This is a genomic window from Nitrospirillum viridazoti CBAmc, from assembly GCF_000730165.1.
Lineage (GTDB): Bacteria > Pseudomonadota > Alphaproteobacteria > Azospirillales > Azospirillaceae > Nitrospirillum > Nitrospirillum viridazoti.
Genome location: NZ_CP022111.1, coordinates 431,497 through 457,548, shown reverse-complemented (window position 1 = coordinate 457,548; position 26,052 = coordinate 431,497). Strand labels below are relative to the sequence as shown.

The window sequence follows — 26,052 nt, the reverse complement described above, 5'->3', positions numbered from 1 at the left end:
CGACGTCAAACGGGAGAGCCGCCATGTCGCGATCACCGGTGAAAATCACGGCCAGCCTGACGGCCCGTCCCGGCAAGGCGGAGGAGCTGCGGGCACTTCTGCTCGGCATGGCGCCGCATTGCCGGGCTGAGCCAGGCAATCTGCGCTGGGATGTCTGGCGAGACACCGCCCTGCCTGAACGCTACGTCCTCGACGAGCTTTACCGCGATGCCGACGCAGCCGAAGCGCATCGCCGGACGCCCCACTACCAAGACTATCTCACAAGGGTTCCGGCACTGGCGGATCGCTCGGCTCTCGTCCTGGAGGCGGTGGCACTTGCTTGAGGGACAGCCAATTCGGAGGGTCTCATGCTTCAGGTCGTTCAAGCCTTTGATCGCGACCATATCGCCGAGTTGCCGACGGACGATGCGGCGGCGCTGGAACGCAAGCTGACCATCGCCCGCAAGCGGTTCGAAGATCGGGGCGGTTGGCTGAAGGCGCATCAGCGCGTGGCCGTACTGCATCGGCTCGCGGATCTGGTCGCCGGACAGCGGGAGATGTTCGCCATGCTCATCGCACGGGAAGGGGGCAAGCCGTACACCGACGCGCTGGTCGAGACCGATCGGGCCATTGATGGAATCCGTGCCGCCGCCGACCTGCTCCGCACCCGCGGTGGCACGGAGATACCGATGGGGCTGACCCGGGCCAGCGAGGGGCGGCGCGCCTGGACGATCCTGGAACCGATCGGCGTGGTCGCCGCGATCTCGGCCTTCAACCATCCCCTCAATCTCATCGTGCACCAGATCGCCCCGGCAATCGCCACGGGCTGTCCGATCATCGTCAAGCCCGCGACGGCGACACCGCTTTGCTGTGTCGAACTGGTCAGGCTGGTCCTGGAGGCCGGCATGCCGGAAGGTTGGGTACAGACGCTGCTCCCCGAAAGCCGTGACCTGTCGGGCGCCTTTGCCAGCGATCCACGGGTCGCCTTCCTGAGCTTCATCGGTTCGGGCGCGGTGGGCTGGCGGCTCCGCGCCAATCTGGCCCCTGGAACGCGTTGCGCGCTCGAGCATGGCGGCGTGGCGCCGGTGATCGTCGACCGCACCGCCGATATCGACGCGATCATCGAGCCGCTCGCCAAGGGCGGCTATTACCATGCGGGCCAAGTCTGCGTTTCGGTCCAGCGGATCTACGTGCAGGAAACGCTCAAGGACGTCTTTGTCGAACGATTCGCCGGGCATGTCGGGCGACTGCGCGTCGGTGACCCGCGGCTGGCCGAAACCGAGGTCGGCCCGCTGATTCAACCGGCCGAGGCCGCGCGGGTGGCCCGCTGGGTCGAGGAAGCCGTGTCATGGGGCGCCCGCCTGATCGGCGGCGGGCGGCTGAGCGACACGACGCTGGCACCGGCGATTCTCGTCGATCCGCCGGCACAGGCGAAGGTGTCGCGGGAGGAGGTGTTCGGCCCTGTCACCTGCGTGTTTGGCTTCAATGACCTTGATGATGCCATCCGTGAGGCCAATGCGCTGCCGGTCGCGTTCCAGAGCAGCATCTTCACGCGCGACCTTGCCGTTGCACTCGACGCGGCCGAGCGTCTCGATGCCTCGGCGGTCATGGTCAATGACCACACCGCCTTCCGCACCGATTGGATGCCATTCGCCGGCCGACGGACATCCGGCTATGGCGTCGGTGGCATTCCCTATACCGTCCGGGAGATGACGGCGGAGAAAATGATCGTCTTCAGGTCGTGATGGGCCCGCCCGTGGCCCCCGCCGGTGCCGCGTTCGCGAGGGTCTGGCTTCGCTGACGTTTCGCTTTGGGCTGCTGCCGGATTGGATGACACCGGGATAAGCTCGATGCGTGTCGGATTATAGAAGCGTTCGATATAGTCGAAGGCGTCGGCCCTGGCCTGGTTCCCCGACTGATAGACCACCCTGGCCACCCGCTCGGTTTTTGGGCGATGAGAAGAAGCTTTCCATCGCGGCGTTGCACCGATTCACACTTCGGTAAAGTTTAGTCACGACAACACAACCCCAACTGAGGGTGACCACGACGCCGACCCGACGATGGCGCTGCGCGTAATGCTTGAAAATGGCGTAAGCGCCGCTGTGCCGAGAATAATCGGCTTTGCCGGCCCAGCGTCAACGGGCCCGTCCTGTGAACCACAAGACACGCCCTTTCCAGATGATGACGCCCAGGGGGGCGGCCAGGCTTGTCCAGGATAAAAGCCACCATATACCCCCCTGGCCCAACAGCGCGGACAACAGGCCGATAAGGGTCAAAATCGCCAGTAGCGCGGGCCACCGCCAAGTCCTTTGGATCCTTTCCATACCTGTCACTCCGCGGGGTTGACCCTGGCGCCAGCCGGCTGGGCACCGCTTCGCCGCGCCGGCGTTCCCTTGGCCAGCCACAGATAAAGGCCGCTGCCCAGCACAGCGATGGTGGCCAAATCCAGCAAGGCCCAGATGATCTTCAAGGGCATTCCACCGTAATCCCCGAAATGCAGGGGGCGCGAAATTTCCAGCGCCCGCAGGTACCAGGGCAAGGAACGGACCTCCGTCACGTCGCCGCTGACCGCATCCACCAGTACCGGGGTTTCCAACCGGGAGGTCAGCGGCGCGTCGCCCCGCATCCACACGATGTAATGGTGTGGGCTGCCGAAGCGGGAATAGGGATAGGCCACGCTTTCCGGGCGAGCCGCCGGCAACGCCTTCTGCGCAGCGGCCACAGCCGCATCGACGCTGACCACTCGGTCCGGTATGGGCTTTCCGGCCCAAGGACGGATCATGGCGCCCAGCTGGTCTACCTGCCATAGGCGGAACAGAGGCTGGGCCAGGGTATTGGCCACGCCCGTCGCACCGACCACTACCGTCCACACCAGGATGACAATGCCCACCAGGTTGTGGATATCCAGCCATTGCGTTCGACGGGCGGCCTCCCGCCGGATGGTGCCGAAGGCCATGCGGCGCATGAAGGGGGCGTACAGCACCAGACCGGACACGACGGCCGCCAGGAAAAGCAGGCCCATGGCGCACAGAAGCAGCGACCCGGGCAGGCCGGCGAAAAGCTCGGCATGCAGGGTGCGGATGACGTCGGTAGGTCGATGCCTGATCGGCGGCTCAGCCAGTACGGCGCCGTTGCGCAGATCTATAACGGTCAGGCGAAAGCCATCTGGGGTAGCCTGAGGGCGCGGTGCCGTCCAAAGATAGAGCAGATGCTCCGTCCCTGCCGGCCAAGTCAGCGACATGGGCACCATCTCGGCATGCTTTTCCAATCCCTGGGCCAGGGCTGCGTCCAGGTTCAGGTCCTGATCAGCCGCCGTCACCGCCGCACGAGGCAGTGGCGACAACAGGTCTTCCAATTCATCCTCGAAGATGAGTGGTAGACCGCTGAGACACAGCACCAGCAGGAAGAGGGTGCACACTAGGCTGGACCATTTGTGGACCCAGCGCCAGTGCCGCAAGGTTGCCGCCGTCATGTCCCGTGCGCTACCGCCGCCGATCGCTTCCGCCGTCATGGCCGCCTCACCAGGCATATCGCAGGTTGGAAATGAAGGTGCGTCGGATACCGTAATAGCAGCCCAGGTTGCCGCAGCTGGCGACATAGATGCGGTCGAACAGGTTGCTGGCGTTCAATTGCACGGACCAGCCGGCCAAGCCGGACGACAGGTGGGCAAAGTCATATCCCAGCACCGCGTCCACCAGCGTGACGCCATCGACCTGATAGGCGTTGGCGTAGTTGCCGAAGGATGGCCCGACATAACGAACGCCGCCGCCCATGGTCAGGCCAGCCAGCGCGCCGTCCGCCGGCGCATAGTCCGCCCAAACGGTGGCCGTATGCTTGGCGATGCCGGGCGGGGTTTTGCCCCGCAGGGCGCCCGTGTACTGGGTGATCTCGTCATCGATGTAGGCGTAGGAAGCCTGCAGGTTCAGCCCATCGATGGGCGTCAGGTGGCCGTCCAGCTCCACGCCCTTGGCCCGGATCTCGCCGGCCTGGCTGCTGAAGCCGACGTGCACCGGATCGGCTGTGGTCACGTTGGTCTGGGTCAGTTGATAGACGGCCGCGGTGACGAAGCCGGGGAAGTTCAGCGGCTGGTACTTCACGCCCGCCTCGAACTGCTCTCCCTCCGTGGGTTGGAATTGCCTGCCGTCGAAGGTGACCCCGGTCGAGGGCTGGAAGGAGGTGGCATAGTTGACGTAGGGGGCGACGCCATTGTCGAACAGGTAGACCAATCCGGCCCGTCCGGTGAAGGTGCGATCGGACAGGGTGCTGGTGCTGTTGTTGGCCAGGCGGTTCCGCGCGTCGCTGTCGAACCAGTCCTCACGCCCGCCCAGGACGATGTTGAGGCCGCCCAGCGCGATCTGGTCCTGGGCGTAGACGCCCGTCTGGCTTTGGCTCTGCAGTCCGTTCTGGATGACGGTGGGCGTGGGCACCGGCTTGCCGTAGATAGGGTTCATCCAATCCAGCGTGGGCGCGGCGCCATAGCTGTACGCCGCGACATGGTCCCAGCGGGAATTCTGATAATCGACGCCGACCAGCAGGGTGTGCTTCAAGGCGCCGGTGGTTATTTCCCCTTGCACCTGGGTGTCGACGGCGAAGGTGTCCAGCGCCTCGTTGGTAACGTAAGGTGACCTGACCAGGGTGCGGTCGTCGGCGTTCAACGCTTCGAACGTCACAGCCCGGTAATCGGTATCGATGTGCATGTAACGCAGGTTCTGACGCACGGTCCAGGTGCCCCCCAGGTGGTGGGAAAGCGCGTAACCAGCGGACTTCTGCGTGCGGTCCATATGGTCAAAGTCCGGCTCCCCGCCATAGAAGGAGGTGGGGATGCTGCCGTAGCGGTTGGGTTGGGCGGTGCCCCGGCTGGGAATCTGGTTATAGAAGCCAGCGGCGGGCTCTTCCTGATAATTGGTCAGCAGGGTCAGGGTGGTGTCGGCGTCCGGCTGCCAGGTGAGCGCCGGCGCGATAAACCACTTCCGATACTTGGTGTGGTCCACCTGGGTTTCGGTGTCGCGCACCAGGCCGGTCAGGCGATAGGAAAGGGCACCATCGTCCGTCAGCGCCCCCGTCACATCGCCCGCCCCCTGCACACGGCCATAGCTGCCGGTCTGGAAGAGGACCTCGCCTCCGGCGGTCGCGGACGGCCGGCGGCTGGTCAGCGCCACCAAGCCGCCCGGCGAGGCCTGCCCGTACAGGACGGAGGCGGGACCCTTCAGGGCATCGATGCGGTCCAGGGCGTAGGGATCGAATTGCGGCGTGGCCCAGGTGCCCGCCTGCAGCCTCAAGCCATCCAGATACTCGTTGGCGGCGAAACCGCGGATCAGGAACTGGTTGGTCTCGATGCGATTGTCGGACCCGCCCAGTTCACTCAGGACGCCGGGGATGTAGCGCAATGCCTGCGTCACCGTTTGGACGTTTTGGACATCGATCTGCTGGCGTTCGATGACGGAAATGGCCTGCGGCGTGATGAGCAGCGGCGTATCGGTCTTGGCTGCCGTCATATCCACAATGCGCTGCCCGGTGATGACGATGGTGTTGTCGTCGCCGGCCCTCTCCGCGCCGGCCCTCTCCGCCTCAGCGGCCCAGGCCCCGGTTCCTGCCCCCATCCCACAGGTCAATGCGACCAGGCCGATACCGCCCAGCAGCGTCCGGTTTCCCATCTGCCCCATTGTTTTCGCCAATTTTCAAGTCAGAGAACTTTAATATCGATAACGAGAGTCATTCTCATAACAAGGGTGGATGGCCCAGACAAGACCAAGCCGCGCCCCCGGTTACGCGCGGGCGTGGCTTGAGCATTTGAAACCGGTCCGAGCCTGAAGCTGGTCCGAAAGCCGCCTTAGCGGTGGCGCACGGCCTCATCGCCCTCGCGGCCGACGGAACCAGCGACGTGATCAGAACACGGGCCCGACCCCGGCGGCATCGAGCGTTACGATTGCGTAGATGACGGCAAGTGACCGAGCGCTGGCGGCTTTAGTCGATACAAACCACCAGCTTGCCGGTGACCTGGCCCGACTGGCTGACCTCCTGCGCCTGCTTCGCCTGCTCCAGCGGGAAGGTTCGATCGATGTGCAGTTTGAAAGAACCGGCCGAACACAGCGCGGCCATCGCGGCCAACAGGCGTGCCGGATCGACCGGCGGCCCGCGCGAGAATTTGGCGCCGTATTCCTCGGCCGAGAAGTCGGCGACCGAGAGGACGTGCGCAGGATCGCCGACGATCCGGATCAGGTCAGGTATGATCCCGGAGCCGGCAATGTCGATCGCCGCATCGACGCCGCCCGGCACCAGTTCGCGCACGCGCTGCTCCAGCCCTTCGCCATAGGTGGTCGGAACGACACCTAGCCCGCGCAGATAATCGTGCTTGGTTGCACTCGCGGTGCCGATCACCGTGACGCCACGCAGACGGGCGAGTTGGACGATCGCCGTTCCCACACCTCCAGAGGCCCCGCTGACCAGCAGTGTCTGCCCCTCTTCCACGCCAACCTGATCCAACGCGCGCGTGGCGGTGTCTGACACGACAGGCAGACCGGCGGCGACTTCGAAGGACAGATCATCGGGCTTCTTGGCCCAATGAGTCAGCACGGCCTGCTCGGCCATCACGCGTTCGCCGAACCCGAACACCGGGTCACCGATCGCGACGCCGGTCACGGCGAATCCGACCGCGTCGACAATGCCGGCGCCTTCTACGCCCAGACCGGCCGGAAACTGCACGTCCTCGAACGCGCGATACTGGCCTTCGCGGCGCTTCCAGTCCGATGGATTTATCCCGGCGGCGCGAACCCTGATCCGCACTTCGCGAGGGCCAGGACGTGGCGCCTCGACATCGACGATATGAAGCACGTCGGGGCCGCCATACTCGTTGAACTCGATTGCCTTCATCACCGCGCTCTCGCTATCTCCTGGCATCGGTCGATGCCGACAAGACATCGCCAGCCCGAGGGCTATTGGCGACTGTTTGTGAGACGCTGGCCGAGCCTTGCCAAAAGCAAGCCCGACGTGTGCGCAACCGATCGGAGGGGAGGATGCCCTCGGGCGGTCGTTTTTCGCGACGTGGTCAGCCTAGATCAGGTGGCTGGACTAAGCAATGTTGTCGCCGGCGGTAGCTATTTCCCCCTGGCAGTCCGAAACGCACCGGACTGCGCTGCGGCCGGGCTATCCAATGTGCCGACCTTCTGAATGCACGCAGCTTGGACGCCGATCAGCACGGCAACCGCCTGATTTTATTGAAATCAGCGGAGCACTTGACCGCGCCGATTTACACCGAGGGACTGGACGACGTGCTGCCGCCGCAGAATCGGCACCAAATCCGAGGGCACGCGGACCTTCAGAAGGTAGGCTTGGCGCCGCTGTGTCGTGTAGGGGATTCGGGGCAAAGCAGGCCTCGATCGAGTGTGCCACAACCGTGTGCCACATCGATTTCGAGGTCTGGCTGCTTTTCCAGCAAATACAATGGCTTATGCGCCAGATGGCGTCCCCTACGGGATTCGAACCCGTGTCGCCGCCGTGAAAGGGCGGTGTCCTAGGCCTCTAGACGAAGGGGACATGAGGCGGATGGAGGGTAATCCATCCTATGTGCGGCCACCCGGGGGATGGCCTTCCTACGGCAGACTTCACCGCAGGGGGATACAAGATACTGTATTCGCTTGCGGAAAATACGCCACCCCTTGAAAAAATCAGGGCGCCGCAAGCGGGGTGAACATATGGCACATGGGATCGGCTTGGTGCAACTGGGTTTCGCAGATGTCCGACATCTTTCTGACGCCGCCCTGCAAGGCTTGGACTCTCCACGCCTTCCGCGCCCAGGGGGTCCTTGAAGACGGGACCTATGGCTTTGCCGGCCGTCAACCTCTGGCGGCTAGGTGGCCTTTGAAAATCCACTCCGCCATCCCGCACTAAAGCGATAGCAACTTACCAGCGTATTGATGCCACGCTCTTTACCGTGTATCCGGGATCCGGACACTGGTGGGGGATGATGTCATGTCGCAGTCGGAACTGGAAAAACTGAAGGCCCTGATCGCCTCGGACACGGAAATACTGAAGGGCATAGCCGGCGGGGGTGATGTGAAAGCGGCGGCCAAGGCGCTGGCGGACTTCGCGGCCACGCGCGGCATCCAGCTGACCGCCGACGAAATCGAGGGCGTCTTCGCCGCCCGGGCCGGCAGCGCGCCCACGCAGATGGAACCGCTGGACGACGATGCGCTGGATCATGTTTCCGGCGGCGGGTCCCCCTACTGCGTATACACCAAAGGCTGCTACTGCATTTTCACCAAGTAAGGCCGGGCAAGTCGCCCGCGGTGACGGCGTCGCCCGTGGACACCCCGTTCCTGGACATCCCGTTCCTGGACATCCTGGCGCCGCTGGTCGACCGGGCGGCGGAGTGTCTTGACCGGTCCCTGGCCGGCGGCGGCGTGTTGCCGCTGCCGGCCAGGCGGGGCGCGACACGGGCGCTGGCTGCCCGCCTGGGCGAGATCGCCGGCCCGGCCCTGACGGCGGCGTTCCAGGCGGCGGAAGCAGTGCCTGCCATCGCCCGCCTTTATGATGAGCCGCCGGCCTGGGTGCCCCGCGACCGTTATCGCGCCTTCGCCGAGGCCGCCCAAGGACCGCAAGCCGCTGCGCGGCTGGCCGACTGGCCCGTGCTGCGCCACCGCCTGGACCGGATGTGCACCGATTGGGTGGACGCCATCACGGCCTTCGCCCGCCATTTCCACCAGGACGCCCCCGCCCTGGCCGTCCGATATCCCGCGTGGCGGGGCGCCGTACCGGCGGTGGCCGACCTCACCCCTGGCCTGTCCGACCCCCATGGCGGCGGCTGCACGGTCATTCGCGTCACCTTGGCCGACGGCACGCGCATCGCCTACAAGCCCCGCGCCCTGGCGGCGGAGGCGGCGTTCGGGCACCTGCTGGACTGGCTGAACGCCGCCGGCACCGCCCCGGCCCACCGCGTCCCGTGGGTGATGGACGGCGGCGACCATGGGTGGATGGAATGGGTGGACCCTGTCCCCCTGCCCGATGCGGCCGGGGCGCACGCCTATATGGAACGGTGCGGCGGCCTTCTGGCCCTGATGTTCCTGCTGCGCGGCAGCGACATCCATCCCGACAACTTGATCCCGGCGGGCCTCTTTCCCGTCGTCGTCGACCTGGAATGCCTGTTCCAGCCCAGCCCGGCGGATCTGGGTGTGGCCGATCCCCTGGACGACCCGCACCTGTTCGCCAACGGCATCCTGCCGGTCTACACCTCCTTCGACGGAGGGGTGACGCTGGCGCCCCTGGCCGCCGCTGGCTCCGGCCCCCTGGCGCCCCGGCCGCAAACCGTGGTGCGTCACGCCGGCACGGATTGGCTGCACCTGGGCGAACAGCCGGTGCCCAGCTTCGCCCCCGGCCCCAGTCTGGGCAGCGTCCCCCTGGACGTACGGAATTTCAGCACGGCCGTCCTGGACGGCTTCCAGGCCACCCTGCGCACCCTGGTGGCGCACAAGACGGCGCTGATGGCGCCGGAGGGTTCGCTGGCCCGGTTCCGTAATGTCCGCTGCCGCCTGCTGCTGGCCGCCACCAACCTCTATGGGCTGGTCCTGGCACCCGCGCTGATCGGCGAGGGGGCCAAGGATGAGGCCGCCTTCACGCGCCAGGTGGCGCGGGCCGCCGGCCGCGCGCCACTGCTGGGCGATCCGGCCGCCTGGCGGCGGGCGCTGGCGGCGGAAGCGCGGGCCCTGGACCGTCTGGACATCCCGGCCTTCACCTTCCGTCCCGATGGCCGCGAGGCCTGGAGCGTTGAAGCCGCCGGCACGGCCACCAGCCCCCTGGGCCCGGTATTCGCCATCCCCCCGTACGACCAGGTGACGGCGGCGCTCGCCGCACTGGATGATGTAACGATCAACCGAACAACGACCCTGCTGCGCGCCGCCTTGCGTCCTCCCGCCCGGCGTCCCCCCACCCTGCTTCCTCAGAACGTGGGCGTCGTAGCGGAAGCCGTCCCAGGCCTCGACTTCCGCACCACCCTGCGCGCGCTGGCCGACCGGGTGGCCGACCTGGCCGTGGCTCAGGAGCCGGGAACGCTGCGCTGGGTGCGGCTGTGGGAGCAGATGCCGGCCCTGATTGCCCCGGCGGGGCCGGGCCTGTGCTACGGCGCCGGTGGCATCGCTGTCTTCCTGGCGGAGGCCGGGCGCGCCTTGGACGACGAGCGCCTGCTGGACCTGGCGCGGCAGGCGCAGCAGCCCTTGCGGGCCGCCATCCATCGGGGGGAGGCACCGCGCCTGGCCCGCCGCTTCGGGCCCGGCTATGGGCGCGGCCTGGGGGGGATGATCGCCGGCTTGGCCTGGTGCGCCCGTCTGCTGGCCGACCCGGCCCTGGCCCATGACGCCCTGGCGCTGGCGGTCGAGACGCCCCTGGCGCTGGCGATCGAGAATGGCCCGGTGGGCGATGCGTCCGATGTGATGGACGGCGCCGCCGGCCTGGCCTGGGGTTTGGCCGTCCTGGATACCGGGCCGGTCGTTGCCCAGGCCATGGCCGCCTGCGGAACGGCACTGCTGGCCGCCTCCCAAACCGATCGCGTGGGTGGCCGGCACTGGCCCGGCCGGCGGCGGGCGGGATTGGCCGGCCTGTCCCACGGCGCCGCCGGCATCGCCACCGCCTTGGCCCACATCCATGCGGCCACCGGCGATGCCCGGTGCCACGCCGCGGCATGGGAGGCCGTGGCCTACGAGAACGCGCTGTTCAATCCGGCCGCCGGCGATTGGCAGACAGGCCGCCAGCAGGGCTCGTCCACATGGTGCCATGGCGCGCCCGGCATCGCCCTGGCCCGCACGCTCTTGATGGATATGCTGGGGGACAAGGACGGCCGGCTGGCCGCCGACCTGCACACCGCACTGGCAACCTTGCGAGCGTCCCCCCTGGACCAGGTGGACGACCTGTGCTGTGGCGAGGCCGGACGGCTGGAGATCCTGGCCACGCTGACCACCCGGTTGCCGGGCGTGGAGGATGAAATCGACACCGCCCTGAACACCCGGCTGGCCGACTGGGCGGCCGGACGGGGCCGACTGATGGTGGCGGACGTGGCGGGCGCACCCGACGATGCCGCCCTGTTCCGGGGCCATGCCGGCCTGGGACACCTGCTGGTCCGACGCCTGGCGCCGGACTTCGCCTGCGACGTGCTGCTGCCCCGTCAGGTGTCTCGCGTCAGTTGACGCCGGGCGAAGGCGGCGAAGAAGCCGTCGCGGGCCATGAGGGTATCGAAGGCGCCCTCTTCCTCCACCCGGCCCTGGTTCAGCACGATGATGCGGTCGGCCCGCCGCACTGTGCTGAGGCGGTGGGCGATGACCAGGCGGGTGCCGGCGATCTTGTCCAGGCTGGCGGTCACTGCCGCCTGGGTATGGTTGTCCAGCGCGCTGGTCGCCTCATCCAGCATCATGATCCGTGGCCGGGCCACCAGGGCACGGGCCAGCAGCAGGCGCTGGACCTGCCCGCCCGACAGGCCGGCGCCGCCGTCGGTGATCAGGGTGTGAAGGCCCATCGGCATGCGCCGCACGTCGTCGGCCAGTGCCACCTGGGCCAGCGCGTCCCAGGCGGCCTCCTGCCCCAGATGGGTGGCGGCACCCAGCACATTGTCCATCAAGGTGCCGGGCATCAGGCGGCCGTGCTGCAGGACCACGCCGCACTGTCGGCGCACGGCCCGCAAATCCAGACCCGCCAGGTCGACGCCATCATAGAGCACCAGGCCGGCGTCCGGCCGCTCGAAACCCAGCAGCAGGCGGAACAGCGTCGACTTGCCCGTACCGGACGGGCCGACGAAGGCCACGAACTCCCCAGGCCGGACGCTGACCGACAGGGCGTCCAGGATGCGGGGAGTGTCCGGCTGATACTGGAAGGTGACGCGCGACAGCTCGATGGCGCCGGTCAGCGTGCCCGGGTCGGCCTTATCCGCCGCCTCCGGCAGGGCCTGGAGGATGGGGCGGGCGTGCTGCACGATGGGCGCCAGGCCCACCATTTCCACGGCAGCCGCCGCCAGGCCGCGCAGGCCTTCCAGGGCGGCGGTGAAGGCGGTGACGAAGGCGGCCAGCAGGCCCAGGGCGACGGTGTCGGTCCAGCCGCCCATGACGCAGACCGCCAGCAGCGCCGCCGTGGCGAAGGCCTGGTAGCCCACGCCCACCGTGTCCAGCAGGCCGGCCGCCCGGTCGGCGCCGAACTGGGCGCGGCTGGCCTCGGCGTACAGGCGCGCCCAGCGCAGGAAGGCCCGGTCCTCCGCCGCCGCCAGGCGCAATTTGGCGATGCCGCTGGCCAGTTCCAGCGTCAGGCCGGACATGCGGGCGTCCCCCCGGATGGCCGCCGCCTCGTGCCGGACGCGCAGCAGCCCCAGCACCACGGTCACGACGGCCAACATCAGGGTCAGCGCGATAGCCACCAGGCCCAGGCGCCAGGAATAGCCCAGCATGACGGCGTAGGAGACCAAGGCCACCATCCCCGTCATCACAGCATTGATGGTGGAGGCGGTCAGCGCCTTTTCCAGGCGGGCCACGGCCATGACCCGGGTTGCCATGTCACCGGTGGAGTAGCCCCGGAAGAAGCCGGTGGGCAGGCGCAGCAGGCGGTCCATCACCGCCGCCTGCACCCGGCTGCCCTCCAGCCCCTCAATGCGCAGCATGGTCAGCTGCGTGGCCAGGCGCAGCAGCAGGGTCATGACCGCCAGCAAGGCCAGGGCGACGGCCACCTGCACCACCCGGCCCAGATTGCTGTCGGGGATGGCGCCTTCCAGCAGGTAGCCCATGGCCAGCGGCACACCCATGGTGAACACGCCGGCCAGCAGGGTGCCGCCGGCCAGGGTGGCGAGATCGCCCATCCGGGCGCGCAGCAACCCCTTGGCCAGGCTACCCGGCGTCAGGGCCTGGTCCGGCAGCGGCGGGTACAGGGCGTAGGCCTGGCCGGCCAGCGCCGCCGCCTCGGCCGCCGGCAGCGGCCGCGCCACGCGTGTGTCGGGATCATAAACAGTATAGCGACCCTGCCTGCCGGGGCTGAGCGCCAGGGGCGACAGCGGCGCCGGCCGCAGGAGCAAGAAGGCGCCGCTGTCCTGCCGCCACCAGCCGGGATCCAGGTGGACGCCCCTAAGGCGCACGCGGCTGGCCCGGGCCACCGCCTCCAGCGCCGGCATCGGCGCCCCCTCCTGCTGGCGGGGCGGCAGGCGCACGTCGAAGCCCAGCAGCGCGCCCAGATGCGCGAAGGCCAACACCAGGGGCTGTTCCGACAGGGGGGCCAAGAGGGACGCGTGAGTGGCGCCGCGGTCCGGTCCCAATACCCTGCCCCCCAATACCCCGCTCAGCGCCTGCAGGGCCAGCAGGCCGGCATGGCGGTCACGGGCCGCCCGCTCCTCCCCCTCCAGCCGGTCGGTGTCGTCCATGCTCACGACTCCACCAACTGGCGATAGGCGCCGCCCGCCGCCATCAGCGCCTCATGGCCGCCGCGTTCCAGCACCCGGCCATCCTTCAGGACGATGATCTCGTCACAGTCGCGAATGGCGCTGAGGCGGTGGGCGATGATCAGGCAGGCGCAGCCGCGACGGCGGACATTGTCCATCAACGCTTGTTCAATGGTCGGGTCCAGGGCGCTGGTGGCCTCGTCCAGGATCAGCAAGCTGGGCTCCATCACCAGGGCGCGGGCGATCTCCAGCCGCTGGCGCTGGCCGCCGCTCCAGTTGCGGCCAGCCTCCTCCACCCGGCCACCGTAGCCGCCGACACGGGCGACGATGTCGTCGTGGATCATGGCGTCCTTGGCCGCGCGGATGATCCGGGCTTCGGGCACGGCCTCGTCCCACAGGGTCAGGTTGTCGCGCACCGTGCCCTCGAACAGCAGGATATCCTGGTCCACCATGGCCAGCGACGCGCGCAGCCGGTCGCGCGGCACGGCGCGCAGGGGATGGCCGTCCAACAGGATGTCGCCGCCCAGGGGGTCGAACAGGCCGGCCACCAGGCGGCCGACGGTGGACTTGCCGCTGCCCGACGCACCCACCAGGGCCACGCGGGCGCCGGGGGCGATGTCCAGGTCCACGCCCTTCACCACCGCTTCGCCCTGAGGGGTGTAGCCGAAGGTGAGGTCGCGGACGGCCAGGGCGCCGCTCAGCTTGGCACCATCGCGGACGGTGGGTGCCGCCGGCGCGTCCGGCCGGTCGCCCGCGAATTCCCAGGCCAGGGGCGTGGTGGCGACGTCGGCCAACTGGTCCAGCGGGCTGCGCACCTGCTTCAGGCTGGTGACCTGACGCATCAGGGTGGACAAGGCGGCGGCGAAGGCGGTGATCAGGGTCTGGAAGGCGGCCAGTTCGCCCACCGTCATGCTGCCCGCGATGACGAAGCCGGCGGACAGGGCCAGCACCAGGCCCCGGTTCAGCAGCATGACACCGTCGGGCACGGCGCCCAGCAGCGCCTCGATACGGCCGGCCGCCTGACGGTCGCGCACCAGGGCGGCCAGCAGGCCGGCCCACTGGCCGAAGAACACGTCGTCGGTACCGCTGGCCTTCAGGGTTTCCACCATGCCGATGCCCTGGACGGCCCGGCCATGCACCTTGATGGCCGCCATACCGGCCTTGCGGACCCGCTCCTCCAGCCGGCGTTGCGTCAGCGCCAAGGCAGCGATGGGAATGGCCGCGGCCAGCAGGGTGACCAGGGTCAGGATGGGGCTGTAGAGCAGCATGGCCAGGGTGAAGAAGACGCTGGACGCCAGGGCCAGCGCCGCCTTCACCGGCTGTTCCGCCGCCTGCAGGCCCAGGGGACGGGCCAGGTCCACCCGGCCGGCCAGGGCGCCGGCGTGGCGCTGGCCGAAGAAGCGCACGGGCAGGCGCAGCATACGCCAGACCATGCGGCCGGCCGCCAGGATGGCGATGCGGGTGTGCAGGCGCACCAGCAGGCTGTTCTGCAGGCCCGTCAGTCCCCACTGCACCACCGCCGTGGCCAGCAACACCCCCAACAGGGGCACGCCCCAGTCCGCCTGGCCCTGCACCAGGTAATAGTCGACGAAGACCTGCGTCGCCGCCGGCACCACCAGCCCAGGCAGGATCAGGGCGACGCCCGCCAGCATCGCCAGCGCCAGGGGCCCATGTGTTCCCGCCACCAGGGCCGCGATGTCGCGCCAGGCGCTGGGCACGTCGCCGGACCGGCGGAAATCCGCCCCCGTCTGGAAGGTCAGCACGATGCCGGAAAACAGCGCGTCGAACTCCGCCGCTGTCAGGACGCGGCGGCCGGCAGCGGGGTCGTTCAGCTGCACCCTGCCGCCCGTCATGCCCTCCAGCACCACATAATGGCTGAGGTCGACGAAGACGATGCAGGGCATGGCGATGTCGGCCAAATGGTGCGGCTCACAGCGGAAGCCCTTGGCCTCCAGCCCATAGGCCCGAGCCGCCCGCACGATGTTGGAGGCGCGGCTGCCGTCGCGGGAAACGCCGCAGGCCTCACGCAACTCCGGCAGGGGCACCCATTTGCCGTGGTGGGCCAGCACCATGGCAAGACAGGCGGCGCCGCACTCCGCCGCCTCCATCTGGAAAACCGTTGGAACGGGGCGTGGACGTGCCGCCATCGCCTTCCGGACCGCGCCGGACACCGCCGCCGCTGCCGTCACGGCTCAAGCCCCAGGGCGTCCAGCACCGGTTCGATGGCGGGGAAGGCCAGGGCGATGATGCGCGTGCGCTCCACCACCACCCCGCCCTTGATGACGGTACCGCTTTCCACCGGCCGCGCGGCGCCCCGGGATGATGACCAGGCGAAACCGCTGACGGTCGCCGGATCGCGCCGCAGGGCCACCCGCACCTCGAACGGCGGACCGTTGGCCATCAGACTGGTGACGAAGGCGTCGTTCTTCAGCGTCTGCTGCACCGCCTCCCGCGTCGCCGCCGTCTCGGACACGCGGATGACCTCGCCATGGATGAAGCCGTCACGCTCCACCTTCACGGTGGAAGGAATGATCTGCACCGCCATGCCGGGGCGTATCTTCTTACCATCGGCCGGGGCGACGTAGAGGATACCCACCAGCCCGTCGCCCGCCACCACCCGACCTTCCGGTACCAGGCGCATCAGGGCCGAACCCGCGGCCACCCGGTCGCCGGCGGCGGCCGACAGCTCAATCACCCGGCCGGTGACGGGGGCGCGAACTTCGGTCCGCGCCGCGCGTTCGGCCATAGCCTCGGCCAGATCCTGCCGACCCTGGCCGATCTTGCTCTCCAGTTCCAGCATCTCGCGCTCATCCTCGATGGCGCGCTCGTCCGCCTCCACGCCCAGGGTGTTCAGCGCGTTCAGGGCGGCGGTGATGTCGCGCTGGGCCTGGGCGCGGTCGTTCTCCGTCATCAGGATGCGCTCACGCGTGGCATAACCGCGACCCATCAGCTCATGCTGGCTGGCCAACACCTGGCCCAGCGCCGCCTCCCGCTGGCGGGCCTGCTGCAAGGCCTGCTCCCACCCCTGGCGCCGCTGCTCGTCATCGCGGGTGCGGGCCGCCCGGGCGCGGGCCTGGAAGTCCTTCAGCCGCCCCTCCTCCGCCTCCAGCCGGGCCAAGCGGGCCTGGACCGTCTCCAGCCGGGCGTTCAGCACGGGGTCCGCCAGCACGGCGACGATCTCCCCCTCATGAACGGCGCCGCCGACACCGACCTTCAGCGCCGTGATGGCGGCACTGCTGGGCGCCGTCACCAGGGCCACGCCGCCGCTGCCCTGCAGCACACCGTTGCCCGCCACCTTGACCGGCGCGGTGGCGACCAGGGACCAGGCCAGTCCGCCCAGCACGGCCGCCAGGAAGATGCCGAACACCAGCCAGCCCAGCGGGAACGACACCCGCACCATGCGGTCGAGCTGGTCCGGGTTCGCAGGCCGGAAGGCGGGGGCGGAGGAACTCATAAAGGCGACCGCTATGACGAGAAACAAACGTCATTGGTGCGGAAGTTCATCCGAAAAGGCAAGGTGCGCGAGGATGACCGGAAGTAATGCCAACGGCATGAGACCAACGACCGCCTTCGCAAAATGCGATTGCAACCCCCGGCGCGGTCGCGACTCTTCCGTCCAGACCGGCACCACGCCGCGTCATCGATCTGACAGGCGGCCTGGATTAAACAGGCTCCACCCCGTGGCCTCGGCCAGGCGCTCCAGGGCGAGGCTGCCCAGCTGGGAGTTGCCGTTGGCGTTCAGGCCGGGGGACCAGACGGCGATGGAGGCCCGGCCGGGAACGATGGCCAATATGCCGCCGCCGACGCCGGACTTGGCCGGGATCCCGACGCGGAACGCGATGTCGCCGCTGGCGTCGTAATGGCCACAGGTCAGCATCAGGGACAGGATGCGGCGGGCCCGTATGGATGAAATGGTGCGGCCGCCCCCCGGATGGCGGCCATCCAGCATCAGATAGCGCCCGGCGGCGGCAAGCTGGCGGCAGGTCATCTCGATGGCGCAGGCGTGAAAATAGGTGCCCAACACCAGGTCGGGCGCATGCCGCAGCACGCCATAGGATTTCATGAAATGGGCCAGGGCCCGGTTGCGTTCGCCCGTACGCTCTTCCGACCGGGCGACCTCCTCATTGATGGCGATGGATTCATCCTCCGCCAGATAGCGGACGAGCTGGACCAGTTCGCCGATGGCCTCACGGGGCGGATGCCCCGCCAGATTCACGTCCGTCACGACGATGGCGCCGGCATTGATGAAGGGGTTCCGCGGAATGCCTCGCTCCGCCTCAAGCTGGACGATGGAATTGAACGCCGTGCCGGAGGGCTCGCGCCCCACCCGCTCCCACAGCTGGTCCCCCGCCTTGCCCAGGGCCAGCGTCAGGGAAAAGACCTTGGATATCGACTGGATGGAAAAGCCGACCTCATCATCCCCGCCGGCATGGCATTCCCCATCGACGGTATAGACCGCCATGCCGAACCTGGCGGGGTCGACCTTGGCCAAGCTGGGGATGTAGGTCGCGACCTTGCCACGATCGGGTGCGGCCCGCATCTCGTCGACGATGTCCTGGATGATGCCTTGGAGAGTCACGGGCGCAGCCATATCAGACGGGCGGGAAAGGGGCCGATGCCCCGGCGGTTGGGCAGGGTAGCAGCCGCGCCCCGCAGCGTCACGCCGCCACCGGGCCGGTCCCATGGGGTCAACCGGGCCATTTGGGCATTAGCGGGCCGCCTGTGGCAGATGGAGCGAGACGCTGAGCCCACCGGTCGGCGAGGTGTCCAGGCTGAGGCTTCCGCCATGAAGGCGCGCCAACTCCTCCGTTATCGTCAGGCCCAGGCCGGTACCCGGCACCGCCTCGTCCAGGCGGGCGCCCCGGGCCAGAACGTCCGACCGCCTGTCCGCCGGAATGCCGGGCCCATCATCCTGGACGGTGATGACAACCCCGCCGCTGGCCGCCGTGGCCGTCACCCGGACCACCGCTGTGCACCATTTGGCGGCGTTGTCGATGAGATTGCCGGCCATTTCCTGCAGGTCCACCGGGTCGGCCCGAACCCGCGCCTGCGCATCGCCGTCGGTCCGGATATCGACCCCGCGCTCGGCATGCAGGTGAGCCACGGTGCGGGCGATCTGCCGCAGCACCGGCAGGACAACCGTTCCGCCTGAGGAATGAAGCAGTGCCGGCGCGGCCCGCGCCCGGGCCAGGTGCCGTTCGATCTGACCCTGCATGCGATCCGCCTCGGCCGCCACCACCGCCGGGTCCATGCCGCCCGGCGCGGCGGCGGCATTGGCGATGACGGCCAGCGGGGTTTTCAGCGCATGCGCCAGATCAGCCGCCTGCGCCCGCGCCCGCTCCACCATCGTCCGGTTCTCCTCCATCAGCAGATTGAGGTCGTCCACCACGGGCTGGACCTCGCCAGGGAAGGCGCCCTCCAGGCGGTTCGACCGTCCGGCGCGCAGATCGGCCAGGGCCGCCCGCATCCGCCGCAGCGGTCCCAGCCCCAGGCGCACCTGGATGGCCGCCGCCGCCAGCAGACCGGCGGCCAGCACCGCCAGCGACAGGCCCAACACCCGGGAAAAGCCGGCCGTCGCGGCCTGCACGTCGCTGGCGTCGACGACCACGGCCGCGCGCACGGGTGTTGCCGTTCCCGGCAGGCGCAGGCTGCGCTCCCATGCCACCAGCGGGGCCCCGTTCGGTCCCGTCAGGCTGTGGCGATGAACCTCACCATCCTTGGGGGTGTCCGCCGGTAGGTCCAGGGCCTGGTCCCAGAGCGACCGCGACCGCAGCACCCGGTTCCCAGGGCCATCGACCCGCCAATACAACCCTGACAGCGGGCGGCGGAACCGGGGGTCGCTCAGGTCCCGGGCCAACGCCACCGCGCCGTCCGGCGTCACTTCCAGCACTGCCGCCAACTCATCCAGGTGCTGGGCCATGCGCCGGCTCAACTCCGCCTCGGCATGGGTGCGGAACAGGTCGGTCAGGATGATGCCGGTGATGACCAGCGCCGGAGCGATCCAGAGGACCGACAGCAGCAAAAGGCGCCGGGTCAGTGAGGAGGTCGTCAGCGAAGAAGGTATCACCGCACCGCCTCCAGGCGGTACCCCAGGCCCCGTTCCGTCCGGATGAGGTCGCCGCCCAGCTTGCGGCGCAGTCGGCCGACGAACACCTCGATGGTGTTGCTGTCGCGATCGAAATCCTGCGCGTAGACATGCTCGGTCAATTCGGTGCGGGACACGACCTTGCCGGGGTGGTGCATGAGATAGGACAACACCTTGAACTCATGCGCCGTCAGTGCGACGGGCCGGCCGTCCACCGTCACCCGGCCGGTGCGTGTGTCCAGCGTCACGGGGCCGCAGCGCAGTTCCGCCGCCGCCAGCCCGCCGGCCCGGCGGATCAGGGCGCGCACACGGGCCAGCAGTTCCTCCATCCGGAACGGCTTGGCCAGGTAGTCGTCGGCGCCGGCGTCGATGCCCGCCACCTTCTCCTGCCAGGTTCCACGGGCCGTGAGGATCAGCACTGGCACCGTGATGCCCGCCGCCCGCCACGCGCGCAGGACGGACAGGCCGTCGCGCACCGGCAATCCCAGATCCAGCACCACGGCGTCATAGGGCTCACTCTCCCCGAGGAAGGCGGCCTCCTCGCCGTCAGGGGCCATGTCGACGGCGTAGCCGGCATCCGCCAGCGCCTCTGCAAGCTGACGGCGCAGCGCCGGATCATCCTCGGCGAGCAGTATCCTCATGGCCTGCGGTCCTTCTCCGTCCCCCGTTCCTTGACCGCGAGGAGGTCGCCCGTTCGGGCGTCGTAATGCAGCTTCACGACACGCCCGCCGTCCATCAGCAGTTTGATCTCATAGACCAATCGGCCGTGCTCCTCCTCCAATTCCGCTTCCAGAAGCTGGCCGGGGAAGCGGGCCGCCGCGCGGTCCAGGATGGTGCGCAGGGGCAACGCGCGCCCCTGTTCCACGGCGGCGCGCGCGCGGTCCTGGTCCTGGTCCTGGTCCGCGTCCGCCAGGGCGGCGGGCATGGCCAGCAGGGGCAGCAGAAGGGCAACGGTCCATCTCATCGGCATAGTTGACCGTTCCTTTCCTGAACGCAGCCTGAACGCGCCGTTCAGGTCCCGTTCAACGGAACCCCGCCAGGATGATGCCACCATCCAATCCCAATACGGAGGACACCATGATGTATGGCAAAATCGCCGCGGCGGCGCTGCTGGCGGGTTCCCTGGCCATCGGCGGCTACGCGCTGGCTGTCGAGACCGCGCCCGCCAGCCAGGCTCAGCCGGGGAAAGCGGGGGACGCAGGCGCCCTGACCGTCCCGCAGTTGGTCGAGCGCTTGGCCGTCCAGGGCTACTCCGACATTACCGAAATCAAGCGGCACCGCGACAAGAATTACAAGGTCGAGGCCCGCGACCCGCAGGGCAAGCGCGTCGAACTGGCCGTCGACGCCCGCACGGGCGATATCCTGAAAACGGAAAAGGATGAGGACTGATGACCACGCCCATCCCCTCCGACGGCGCCCCCACGGGCGCCGCTACTCCCAAAGCGTCCACCGGCACGGTGACGGTGTGGGATCCGGTCATCCGCCTCTTGCACTGGACCATCGCCGCCTCCTTCGTCGTCGCCTGGCTGTCGGCCGAAGAGGTCATGCCCGTGCATGAGGCTGCCGGCTTCGTGATCCTGGTGGCGGTCGGGGTGCGGTCCCTGTGGGGCCTCATCGGCACCCCGCACGCCCGGTTCGCCGAGTTCGTGCCCAGCCCAGGCGGCTTCCTCTCCTACATGGGAGCCTTGTTGAAGGGGCGGGCGGGCCGGTATGTGGGCCACAACCCGGCGGGCGGCGCCATGATCGTGGCGCTTCTGGCCAGCCTGCTCCTGACCGTGGCCACCGGCATCGTATTGGATACGGGGGGCGGCGTTCTGGGAGAGGATGCGATGGAGGACATCCACGGTGCGGCGGCCACGGTAACCCTTATCCTGGTGGTCCTACATGTCGGCGGCGTGATCCTGTCCAGCATGTTGCACCGGGAAAACCTGGTCCGCGCCATGGTCACGGGGCGCAAGCGGGCCTGAGGCCCCACGGCCTGCGTGAAACCCCTGCCTTAGGTGAACCAGATGGGGTTTTGGCGCCGATCAGCACGGTAACCATTTGATGCCATTGGGATCAGCAGCGTCATTCCCTAGCTGCCCAGACCGCCCAGGCACACATACTTGGTATCGATATAGTCATCGATACCCTGGCGCCCCCCTTCCTTGCCAATTCCGGATTCCTTGAAACCGCCAAAAGGGCCCTCAACAGTGGTGATCAAACCTTCATTGATGCCAACCATGCCGTACTTGAGACTACCCATGACGCGGAAGGCGCGGGCGAGGTCGGCCGTATAGAAGTATGCCGCCAACCCGAACTCGGTTTCGTTGGCTCGGGCGATTGCCTCCTCTTCGGTTTCGAAGCGGGACACCGGCGCGATGGGACCAAAGATCTCCTCCTTCATGCACAGCATTTCGGAGCCGGCGCCAGAGATGACGGTGGGCTCGAAGAAGTTTCCACCAAGCGCATGACGCTTGCCGCCGATGGCGATGCCCGCCCCCTTGTCGATGGCGTCCCGGATCAATTCCTCAACCCGCTCCACCGCCCTTAAATCGATAAGCGGACCTTGTTGCGTGCGCGGTTCCAAGCCGGGGCCAACTCTCAGCTTCCCGGTCTCCGCCGCCAGCTTCTCGACGAACCGATCATAGATGCGCGACTGCACCAGGAACCGGTTGGTGCAAACGCAGGTCTGGCCGGAGTTGCGATATTTCGAGGTGATGGCCCCTTCCACGGCGCGATCGATATCGGCATCGTCAAAGACGATGAAGGGGGCGTTGCCGCCCAGCTCCATGGACACCTTCTTCACAGTGGCGGCGCATTTCGCGAGGAGGACCTTCCCGATTTCGGTCGACCCGGTGAAGGTCAGCTTCCGGACAATGGGACTAAAGCAAAGCTCGTCGCCGATCTCGCCGGCGCTGCCGGTCACAATGTTGACGACGCCCTGGGGGAAGCCGGCCTCTTCACACAGCACCCCCCAGGCCAAACCCGAGAAGGGCGTCTGGGTCGCCGGCTTGGCGACAACCGTGCAACCGGCGGCGAGAGCGGGGGCAAGCTTGCGGGCCAGCATCGATGACGGAAAGTTCCAGGGCGTGATCGCAGCTACCACCCCGACGGGTTCCTTGGTGACCAGAATGCGGCGGTCGGCCCAGGGGGACGGCACCACCTCACCATAAACCCGCCGCGCCTCCTCGGCGAACCAAAGGACGTAAGCGGCGGACGCGCGAATTTCACCCGTGGCCTCGGCCAACGGCTTCCCCTGTTCCAGCGTCAGCAGTTCAGCCAAGGCCTGCTGATTTTGCAGGATCAGGTCATGCAGCTTGCGCAGGAGTTGCGACCGCTCCAGCGCGGTCGTCCGGCGCCAGGTTTGAAACGCGGCATCCGCCGCCGCTATGGCGCGCCGAGTTTCCATCTGGCCAGATCTCGGAACGGTGCCGATGCGCACCGAAGTCGCGGGGTCGATAACGTCTATCGTGGCCCTCGAATCCGCGTCCACCCACTTGCCGTCGATATAATTTTGTTCGCGCAGATAGCGATTTGCCACGATACGTCTCCAACCCAAGCGTCTAAATCAGGACCCAGTGCCGTCAAATCATCCGCGAAAGCGGATCATTGTTTTTATTCTTGTCGAAGATGCGATGCTTCAACGCCCCCAATACATGGATGACGATGACGGCCAGCAGTGTGTATGCCAGCACCGCGTGAATGGAACTCAACGTCTCGGAGAGTGCGTCGTTCTTCCCCAGAAGTTCCGGGACCTTGAGACCGAACAAGGTAACGCCGTCGCTTTCCGAGAAAGTGCTCGAGCGTGAATATCCGATCACAGGAACGACGATCATCAGCACATAAAGCGCCACATGGGCGATTTTAGCCGCAATGGCCTCGAACTTCGAAAGGCCAGTGGCCAGCGCCGGCGTCGGCACGAGTACCCGCAATACCAGCTGGACGGCCACCAGGATGATCACCACGAGGCCGAATGACTTATGAAGGGGGTAAAAATCCTCGAACTTCGCCGGGATGTTGTCGCCCAGCGACACCATCTTCCAACCAAGCCAGATCATCCCCAAGACAATCGCGGCGCGGAACCAATGAATGAGCCGCATGGCCAAAGGGTATTTCTTTGCTGAGTTCAAGACTCCCTCCGGAAACTTGTGGATCTCGGGCCAAGGCCCGGGTCGGCGTTCCAAGCCGGCCCGGGCCCTACACCAAGAGCGCTTAGAACTCCGTCTCCGCCGTGACGCCGATCGTCCGGGGCCGGTTGATGAACACGCGGGCATAATAAGGATTGTTCTGGGCCACGTTCCGATTGATGCCGGTGACCGCGCGGCGGTCAAACAGGTTGTCGATGTAAAGCGACGTCGTCCAGCTGCCACCCGCCAACCCGATGCGCATGTCGACCAGGTCGTAGGCTGGCTTTTGGAAATAACTGGCCGGCACGGCGCTGTAATCGTACTGCGCATCGACAAACCGGTTCGTCACCAGGGCGCTGAAGGTCAGATCGCCGGCTATGTCACGCGAATATTCCAGGGAGGTCGTCGCCGTCCAACGCGGCACATCGGGAAGCTGCTGACCGATCGGGGAGTTTCCGGGCAAGGCCGCATCCGTCAGCGCCGACCGCGTCGTCCCCAGCGACTGGTTGAGCCGGAAGCCATCCCCCAGTTTCACGCTGGCCTCAACCTCAGCGCCTTCCGAATAGGCTTTGCCCGAGTTGGCGGTAAAGAAATACCCGCATGCGAGCGTGGTCTGGAGTTGGATGCGCTGCCAGTCGATATAATAGAAGGACGAATTCAGCGTCATCCGGCCATCGAGAAGCTTCGCCTTCTCGCCGATCTCATAGTTCCAAACCGCATCTGGGCCGAAGGTCGACGGCTCCGTCTTGATGCCCAGCTGCTGGTATGAGGAGGAACAATCGACGACGCCGCTGGTCGGGATGGGCAGGTTGGGACCGCCAGGACGATAGCCTTTTGAGGCCGTGGCATAAAAAAGAAGGTTCTTGTCCGGCGTATAGGTCAGGGTGAATTTGGGCGTCAGGCCATAGGCGCCGGCGGCGCCGCTGAACGTCCCCGTCTGGGCGGCCAGACCATCGGCGTTCTGCTGATATTCGAACCGGTAGTGGAAGTAACGCAAGCCAACCGTCGCCTTCCAGTCCGGCAGGAACTGATAGTTGACCTCGCCGAAAAGCGCCTGTTGCGTCAGGCTGTCGGGCTCGACGTCGGTGAACGCATTGGCGGTGCCATAGATCGGAACCAGGTCGTTCACCGTGTTGCGCACCAGGAGATGGTCGGAGAAGCGGCTGTAAAAGCCGCCCGCCACCCATTGCAGGATGGAGTCATCGTTCGAGGATACGCGCAGCTCCTGATTAAACTGGTGTGAGGAATGCCGTTCGGTCGTGCTGTTGTCCGTGGGCAATCCCGTTGGCCCCATGGGACCGAACGCGAAATACTGGCTTTCGGCATCATCCTCTTTGACGTAGGAACTTCCCCGGAGCAAAGACGTGATCGACTGCAACGATATATTGCTCAAATCATACTTGATCCGCAGGCTGTAGTCGTCGAACGCCTGCAAGGAGGACTCCGGCACGTCATAAGGCTGGTAATGCGCCATGGTGCCGGGCGGCATGTCGATGGCCGACAATGCGCCGGTGGTGAGCCGCTGATGGAATATCGCCGGCTCGATGCTCAGATCCTCGGTGGGCTTGAAAAGCAAGGTCGCGCGGAAGCCGGTTGTCCTATCGTCATTATCATTGGAATGGACCTTCGCCACCGGCGCGCCGACGACGTCGCCGCGCATCGTGCCGTTCGGCAGCGGGAAATCGTTGGCCACAATACGGTCGATGAAGCCTGAATTGTACTTTTCCGTTCCAACCAGGCGTAGCGCCAGCTTGTCACTGACAATCGGGACGTTCAGCATGAAATTCCCGCTATAATTGACTCCACCGCCGTCGGTGCCGGATACACCCGCCTGGACACGCCCGGAGAAATGTTCGAGATCGGGATCGTTGGTGATCAGACGGATGGTGCCGCCCATCGAACTGGCGCCGTACAAGGTGCCTTGGGGGCCTCGGAGGATTTCCACGCGTGCCAGATCATACAAATCTGGATCGATCATGACCTTCCCGGCCGATGCCAGCTGCGATGTCGGCGGCGTAACCGGCACGTCATCCAAGTAAAAGCCCACCGTCGGCGATGACCCACCGGAACTGGACAGTCCGCGAATGTTGAACTGCGTCCGCCCTGGGCCCTCGGACGCCATGGCGATACCCGGAACCTGGGACGCCAGGCGCCCCACGTCAGTGATCCCTTCCTTCGATAACTGGTCGCCACTGACGGCGGTGATGCTGATCGGCGTCTGTTGAACCGTGGACACACGCTTTTCAGCTGTGATCACGATTTCCGTCAGTTGGTCCCCGTCGGTCGATGGTCCTTGCTGTTGCGCCCACGCCCCGCCAGGCAACCCAGCCAAGATGACCGGCAGCATGATGGGAAGGAGTCGTGACGGCTTGCCCGAGCCGCCCCTGCTGGATAATTCCATAAGACAACCCTCTCTGTTCACGGCCATCGAGTTTTTTCGACGGCATGTTATTTTCGTCTGGATTGCATTGTTTTTTCTTATGGGG

Annotated in this window: 20 protein-coding genes, 1 tRNA gene and 1 pseudogene; 6 read left to right on the top strand and 16 right to left on the bottom strand. The window is 67.0% G+C overall.

Annotated elements, in window-relative coordinates:
• Window positions 1-23: 23 nt before the first annotated feature.
• Window positions 24-323 (top strand): putative quinol monooxygenase, encoded by a 300-nt coding sequence (locus tag Y958_RS15475; protein WP_081486943.1) that lies wholly within the window; start codon window positions 24-26, stop codon window positions 321-323.
• A gap of 24 nt (window positions 324-347) precedes the next feature.
• On the top strand, window positions 348-1,724 hold the full coding sequence (locus Y958_RS15470) for an aldehyde dehydrogenase family protein (RefSeq protein ID WP_088872940.1): 1,377 nt from the start codon (window positions 348-350) through the stop codon (window positions 1,722-1,724).
• A 107-nt stretch (window positions 1,725-1,831) separates the two neighbouring features.
• Here the strand turns inward: Y958_RS15470 and Y958_RS31455 are convergent.
• From Y958_RS31455 to Y958_RS15445, 6 genes and pseudogenes are all read right to left on the bottom strand, one after another.
• Window positions 1,832-1,961: pseudogene (locus Y958_RS31455) on the bottom strand (IS3 family transposase); the annotation flags it as partial.
• 347 nt (window positions 1,962-2,308) lie between these two features.
• Window positions 2,309-3,490: a PepSY-associated TM helix domain-containing protein gene (locus Y958_RS15460; RefSeq protein ID WP_211098666.1), complete on the bottom strand. Its 1,182-nt coding sequence runs from the start codon at window positions 3,488-3,490 to the stop codon at window positions 2,309-2,311.
• A gap of 7 nt (window positions 3,491-3,497) precedes the next feature.
• Window positions 3,498-5,633: a TonB-dependent siderophore receptor gene (locus Y958_RS15455; protein WP_186291421.1), complete on the bottom strand. Its 2,136-nt coding sequence runs from the start codon at window positions 5,631-5,633 to the stop codon at window positions 3,498-3,500.
• 310 nt (window positions 5,634-5,943) lie between these two features.
• Complete coding sequence (locus Y958_RS15450; RefSeq protein WP_088872936.1) at window positions 5,944-6,849, bottom strand: NADP-dependent oxidoreductase; 906 nt, start codon at window positions 6,847-6,849, stop codon at window positions 5,944-5,946.
• A 350-nt stretch (window positions 6,850-7,199) separates the two neighbouring features.
• Window positions 7,200-7,343, bottom strand: coding sequence for a DUF6538 domain-containing protein (locus tag Y958_RS33025; RefSeq protein ID WP_425600683.1), 144 nt, complete (start codon window positions 7,341-7,343; stop codon window positions 7,200-7,202).
• A gap of 93 nt (window positions 7,344-7,436) precedes the next feature.
• Window positions 7,437-7,512: transfer RNA gene (locus Y958_RS15445), tRNA-Glu, on the bottom strand.
• 435 nt (window positions 7,513-7,947) lie between these two features.
• Between Y958_RS15445 and Y958_RS15440 the strand changes: the two genes are divergently transcribed.
• Together Y958_RS15440 and Y958_RS15435 are read left to right on the top strand one after the other, a co-directional pair.
• A complete protein-coding gene (locus tag Y958_RS15440) occupies window positions 7,948-8,244 on the top strand; it encodes a Nif11-like leader peptide family natural product precursor (RefSeq protein WP_088872935.1) in 297 nt (98 codons plus the stop codon).
• A 35-nt stretch (window positions 8,245-8,279) separates the two neighbouring features.
• On the top strand, window positions 8,280-11,150 hold the full coding sequence (locus Y958_RS15435; RefSeq protein ID WP_186291420.1) for a type 2 lanthipeptide synthetase LanM family protein: 2,871 nt from the start codon (window positions 8,280-8,282) through the stop codon (window positions 11,148-11,150).
• On the opposite strand, the gene Y958_RS15430 is transcribed toward Y958_RS15435, so the two are convergent.
• The 7 genes from Y958_RS15430 to Y958_RS15400 all read right to left on the bottom strand — a co-directional run bounded on the left by Y958_RS15430 (window position 11,129) and on the right by Y958_RS15400 (window position 20,427).
• Complete coding sequence (locus Y958_RS15430) at window positions 11,129-13,354, bottom strand: NHLP bacteriocin export ABC transporter permease/ATPase subunit (protein WP_088872933.1); 2,226 nt, start codon at window positions 13,352-13,354, stop codon at window positions 11,129-11,131. The genes Y958_RS15435 and Y958_RS15430 overlap by 22 nt on opposite strands.
• 2 nt (window positions 13,355-13,356) lie before the next feature.
• Window positions 13,357-15,519, bottom strand: a complete 2,163-nt coding sequence (locus tag Y958_RS15425; protein ID WP_088874016.1) for an NHLP family bacteriocin export ABC transporter peptidase/permease/ATPase subunit — start codon at window positions 15,517-15,519, stop codon at window positions 13,357-13,359.
• 38 nt (window positions 15,520-15,557) lie between these two features.
• The gene (locus tag Y958_RS15420; protein ID WP_088872932.1) at window positions 15,558-16,826 is read right to left on the bottom strand and encodes an NHLP bacteriocin system secretion protein; all 1,269 of its coding nucleotides are present in this window, start codon (window positions 16,824-16,826) and stop codon (window positions 15,558-15,560) included.
• 183 nt (window positions 16,827-17,009) lie between these two features.
• Window positions 17,010-17,951, bottom strand: coding sequence for a glutaminase (locus Y958_RS15415; protein WP_244909532.1), 942 nt, complete (start codon window positions 17,949-17,951; stop codon window positions 17,010-17,012).
• Window positions 17,952-18,080: 129 nt separating this feature from the next.
• A complete protein-coding gene (locus tag Y958_RS15410) occupies window positions 18,081-19,439 on the bottom strand; it encodes a sensor histidine kinase (protein WP_145727583.1) in 1,359 nt (452 codons plus the stop codon).
• Window positions 19,436-20,098: a response regulator gene (locus Y958_RS15405; protein WP_088872929.1), complete on the bottom strand. Its 663-nt coding sequence runs from the start codon at window positions 20,096-20,098 to the stop codon at window positions 19,436-19,438. Before Y958_RS15405 ends, Y958_RS15410 begins: the two co-directional genes overlap by 4 nt.
• Window positions 20,095-20,427: a PepSY domain-containing protein gene (locus Y958_RS15400; protein ID WP_186291419.1), complete on the bottom strand. Its 333-nt coding sequence runs from the start codon at window positions 20,425-20,427 to the stop codon at window positions 20,095-20,097. The genes Y958_RS15405 and Y958_RS15400 overlap by 4 nt, the downstream gene beginning before the upstream one ends.
• Window positions 20,428-20,534: 107 nt before the next feature.
• On the opposite strand from Y958_RS15400, the gene Y958_RS15395 reads away from it, so the two are divergent.
• Window positions 20,535-20,846, top strand: coding sequence for a PepSY domain-containing protein (locus Y958_RS15395; RefSeq protein ID WP_088872927.1), 312 nt, complete (start codon window positions 20,535-20,537; stop codon window positions 20,844-20,846).
• Window positions 20,846-21,424 (top strand): cytochrome b/b6 domain-containing protein, encoded by a 579-nt coding sequence (locus Y958_RS15390; protein WP_088872926.1) that lies wholly within the window; start codon window positions 20,846-20,848, stop codon window positions 21,422-21,424. The genes Y958_RS15395 and Y958_RS15390 overlap by 1 nt, the downstream gene beginning before the upstream one ends.
• A 107-nt stretch (window positions 21,425-21,531) precedes the next feature.
• Here the strand turns inward: Y958_RS15390 and Y958_RS15385 are convergent, their stop codons facing one another.
• The 3 genes from Y958_RS15385 to Y958_RS15375 all read right to left on the bottom strand — a co-directional run bounded on the left by Y958_RS15385 (window position 21,532) and on the right by Y958_RS15375 (window position 25,913).
• On the bottom strand, window positions 21,532-22,980 hold the full coding sequence (locus tag Y958_RS15385; RefSeq protein ID WP_088872925.1) for an NAD-dependent succinate-semialdehyde dehydrogenase: 1,449 nt from the start codon (window positions 22,978-22,980) through the stop codon (window positions 21,532-21,534).
• Window positions 22,981-23,023: 43 nt separating this feature from the next.
• Window positions 23,024-23,569, bottom strand: a complete 546-nt coding sequence (locus tag Y958_RS15380; protein ID WP_211098665.1) for a cytochrome b — start codon at window positions 23,567-23,569, stop codon at window positions 23,024-23,026.
• 82 nt (window positions 23,570-23,651) lie between these two features.
• A complete protein-coding gene (locus tag Y958_RS15375; RefSeq protein WP_186291418.1) occupies window positions 23,652-25,913 on the bottom strand; it encodes a TonB-dependent receptor in 2,262 nt (753 codons plus the stop codon).
• Between the last annotated feature and the right edge of the window lie 139 nt (window positions 25,914-26,052).

Bases quoted from the DNA above. Each gene is read 5' to 3' on its own strand.
- Y958_RS15395 (WP_088872927.1), top strand. From the start codon at position 20,535: ATGATGTATGGCAAAATCGCCGCGGCGGCGCTGCTGGCGGGTTCCCTG.
- Y958_RS15455 (WP_186291421.1), bottom strand. From the start codon at position 5,633: ATGGGAAACCGGACGCTGCTGGGCGGTATCGGCCTGGTCGCATTGACC.
- Y958_RS15405 (WP_088872929.1), bottom strand. From the start codon at position 20,098: ATGAGGATACTGCTCGCCGAGGATGATCCGGCGCTGCGCCGTCAGCTT.
- Y958_RS15390 (WP_088872926.1), top strand. From the start codon at position 20,846: ATGACCACGCCCATCCCCTCCGACGGCGCCCCCACGGGCGCCGCTACT.
- Y958_RS15420 (WP_088872932.1), bottom strand. From the start codon at position 16,826: ATGAGTTCCTCCGCCCCCGCCTTCCGGCCTGCGAACCCGGACCAGCTC.
- Y958_RS15375 (WP_186291418.1), bottom strand. From the start codon at position 25,913: ATGCTGCCGGTCATCTTGGCTGGGTTGCCTGGCGGGGCGTGGGCGCAA.
- Y958_RS15430 (WP_088872933.1), bottom strand. From the start codon at position 13,354: ATGGACGACACCGACCGGCTGGAGGGGGAGGAGCGGGCGGCCCGTGAC.
- Y958_RS15450 (WP_088872936.1), bottom strand. From the start codon at position 6,849: ATGAAGGCAATCGAGTTCAACGAGTATGGCGGCCCCGACGTGCTTCAT.
- Y958_RS15470 (WP_088872940.1), top strand. From the start codon at position 348: ATGCTTCAGGTCGTTCAAGCCTTTGATCGCGACCATATCGCCGAGTTG.
- Y958_RS15475 (WP_081486943.1), top strand. From the start codon at position 24: ATGTCGCGATCACCGGTGAAAATCACGGCCAGCCTGACGGCCCGTCCC.
- Y958_RS15425 (WP_088874016.1), bottom strand. From the start codon at position 15,519: ATGGCGGCACGTCCACGCCCCGTTCCAACGGTTTTCCAGATGGAGGCG.
- Y958_RS15440 (WP_088872935.1), top strand. From the start codon at position 7,948: ATGTCGCAGTCGGAACTGGAAAAACTGAAGGCCCTGATCGCCTCGGAC.
- Y958_RS15400 (WP_186291419.1), bottom strand. From the start codon at position 20,427: ATGCCGATGAGATGGACCGTTGCCCTTCTGCTGCCCCTGCTGGCCATG.
- Y958_RS15460 (WP_211098666.1), bottom strand. From the start codon at position 3,490: ATGACGGCGGAAGCGATCGGCGGCGGTAGCGCACGGGACATGACGGCG.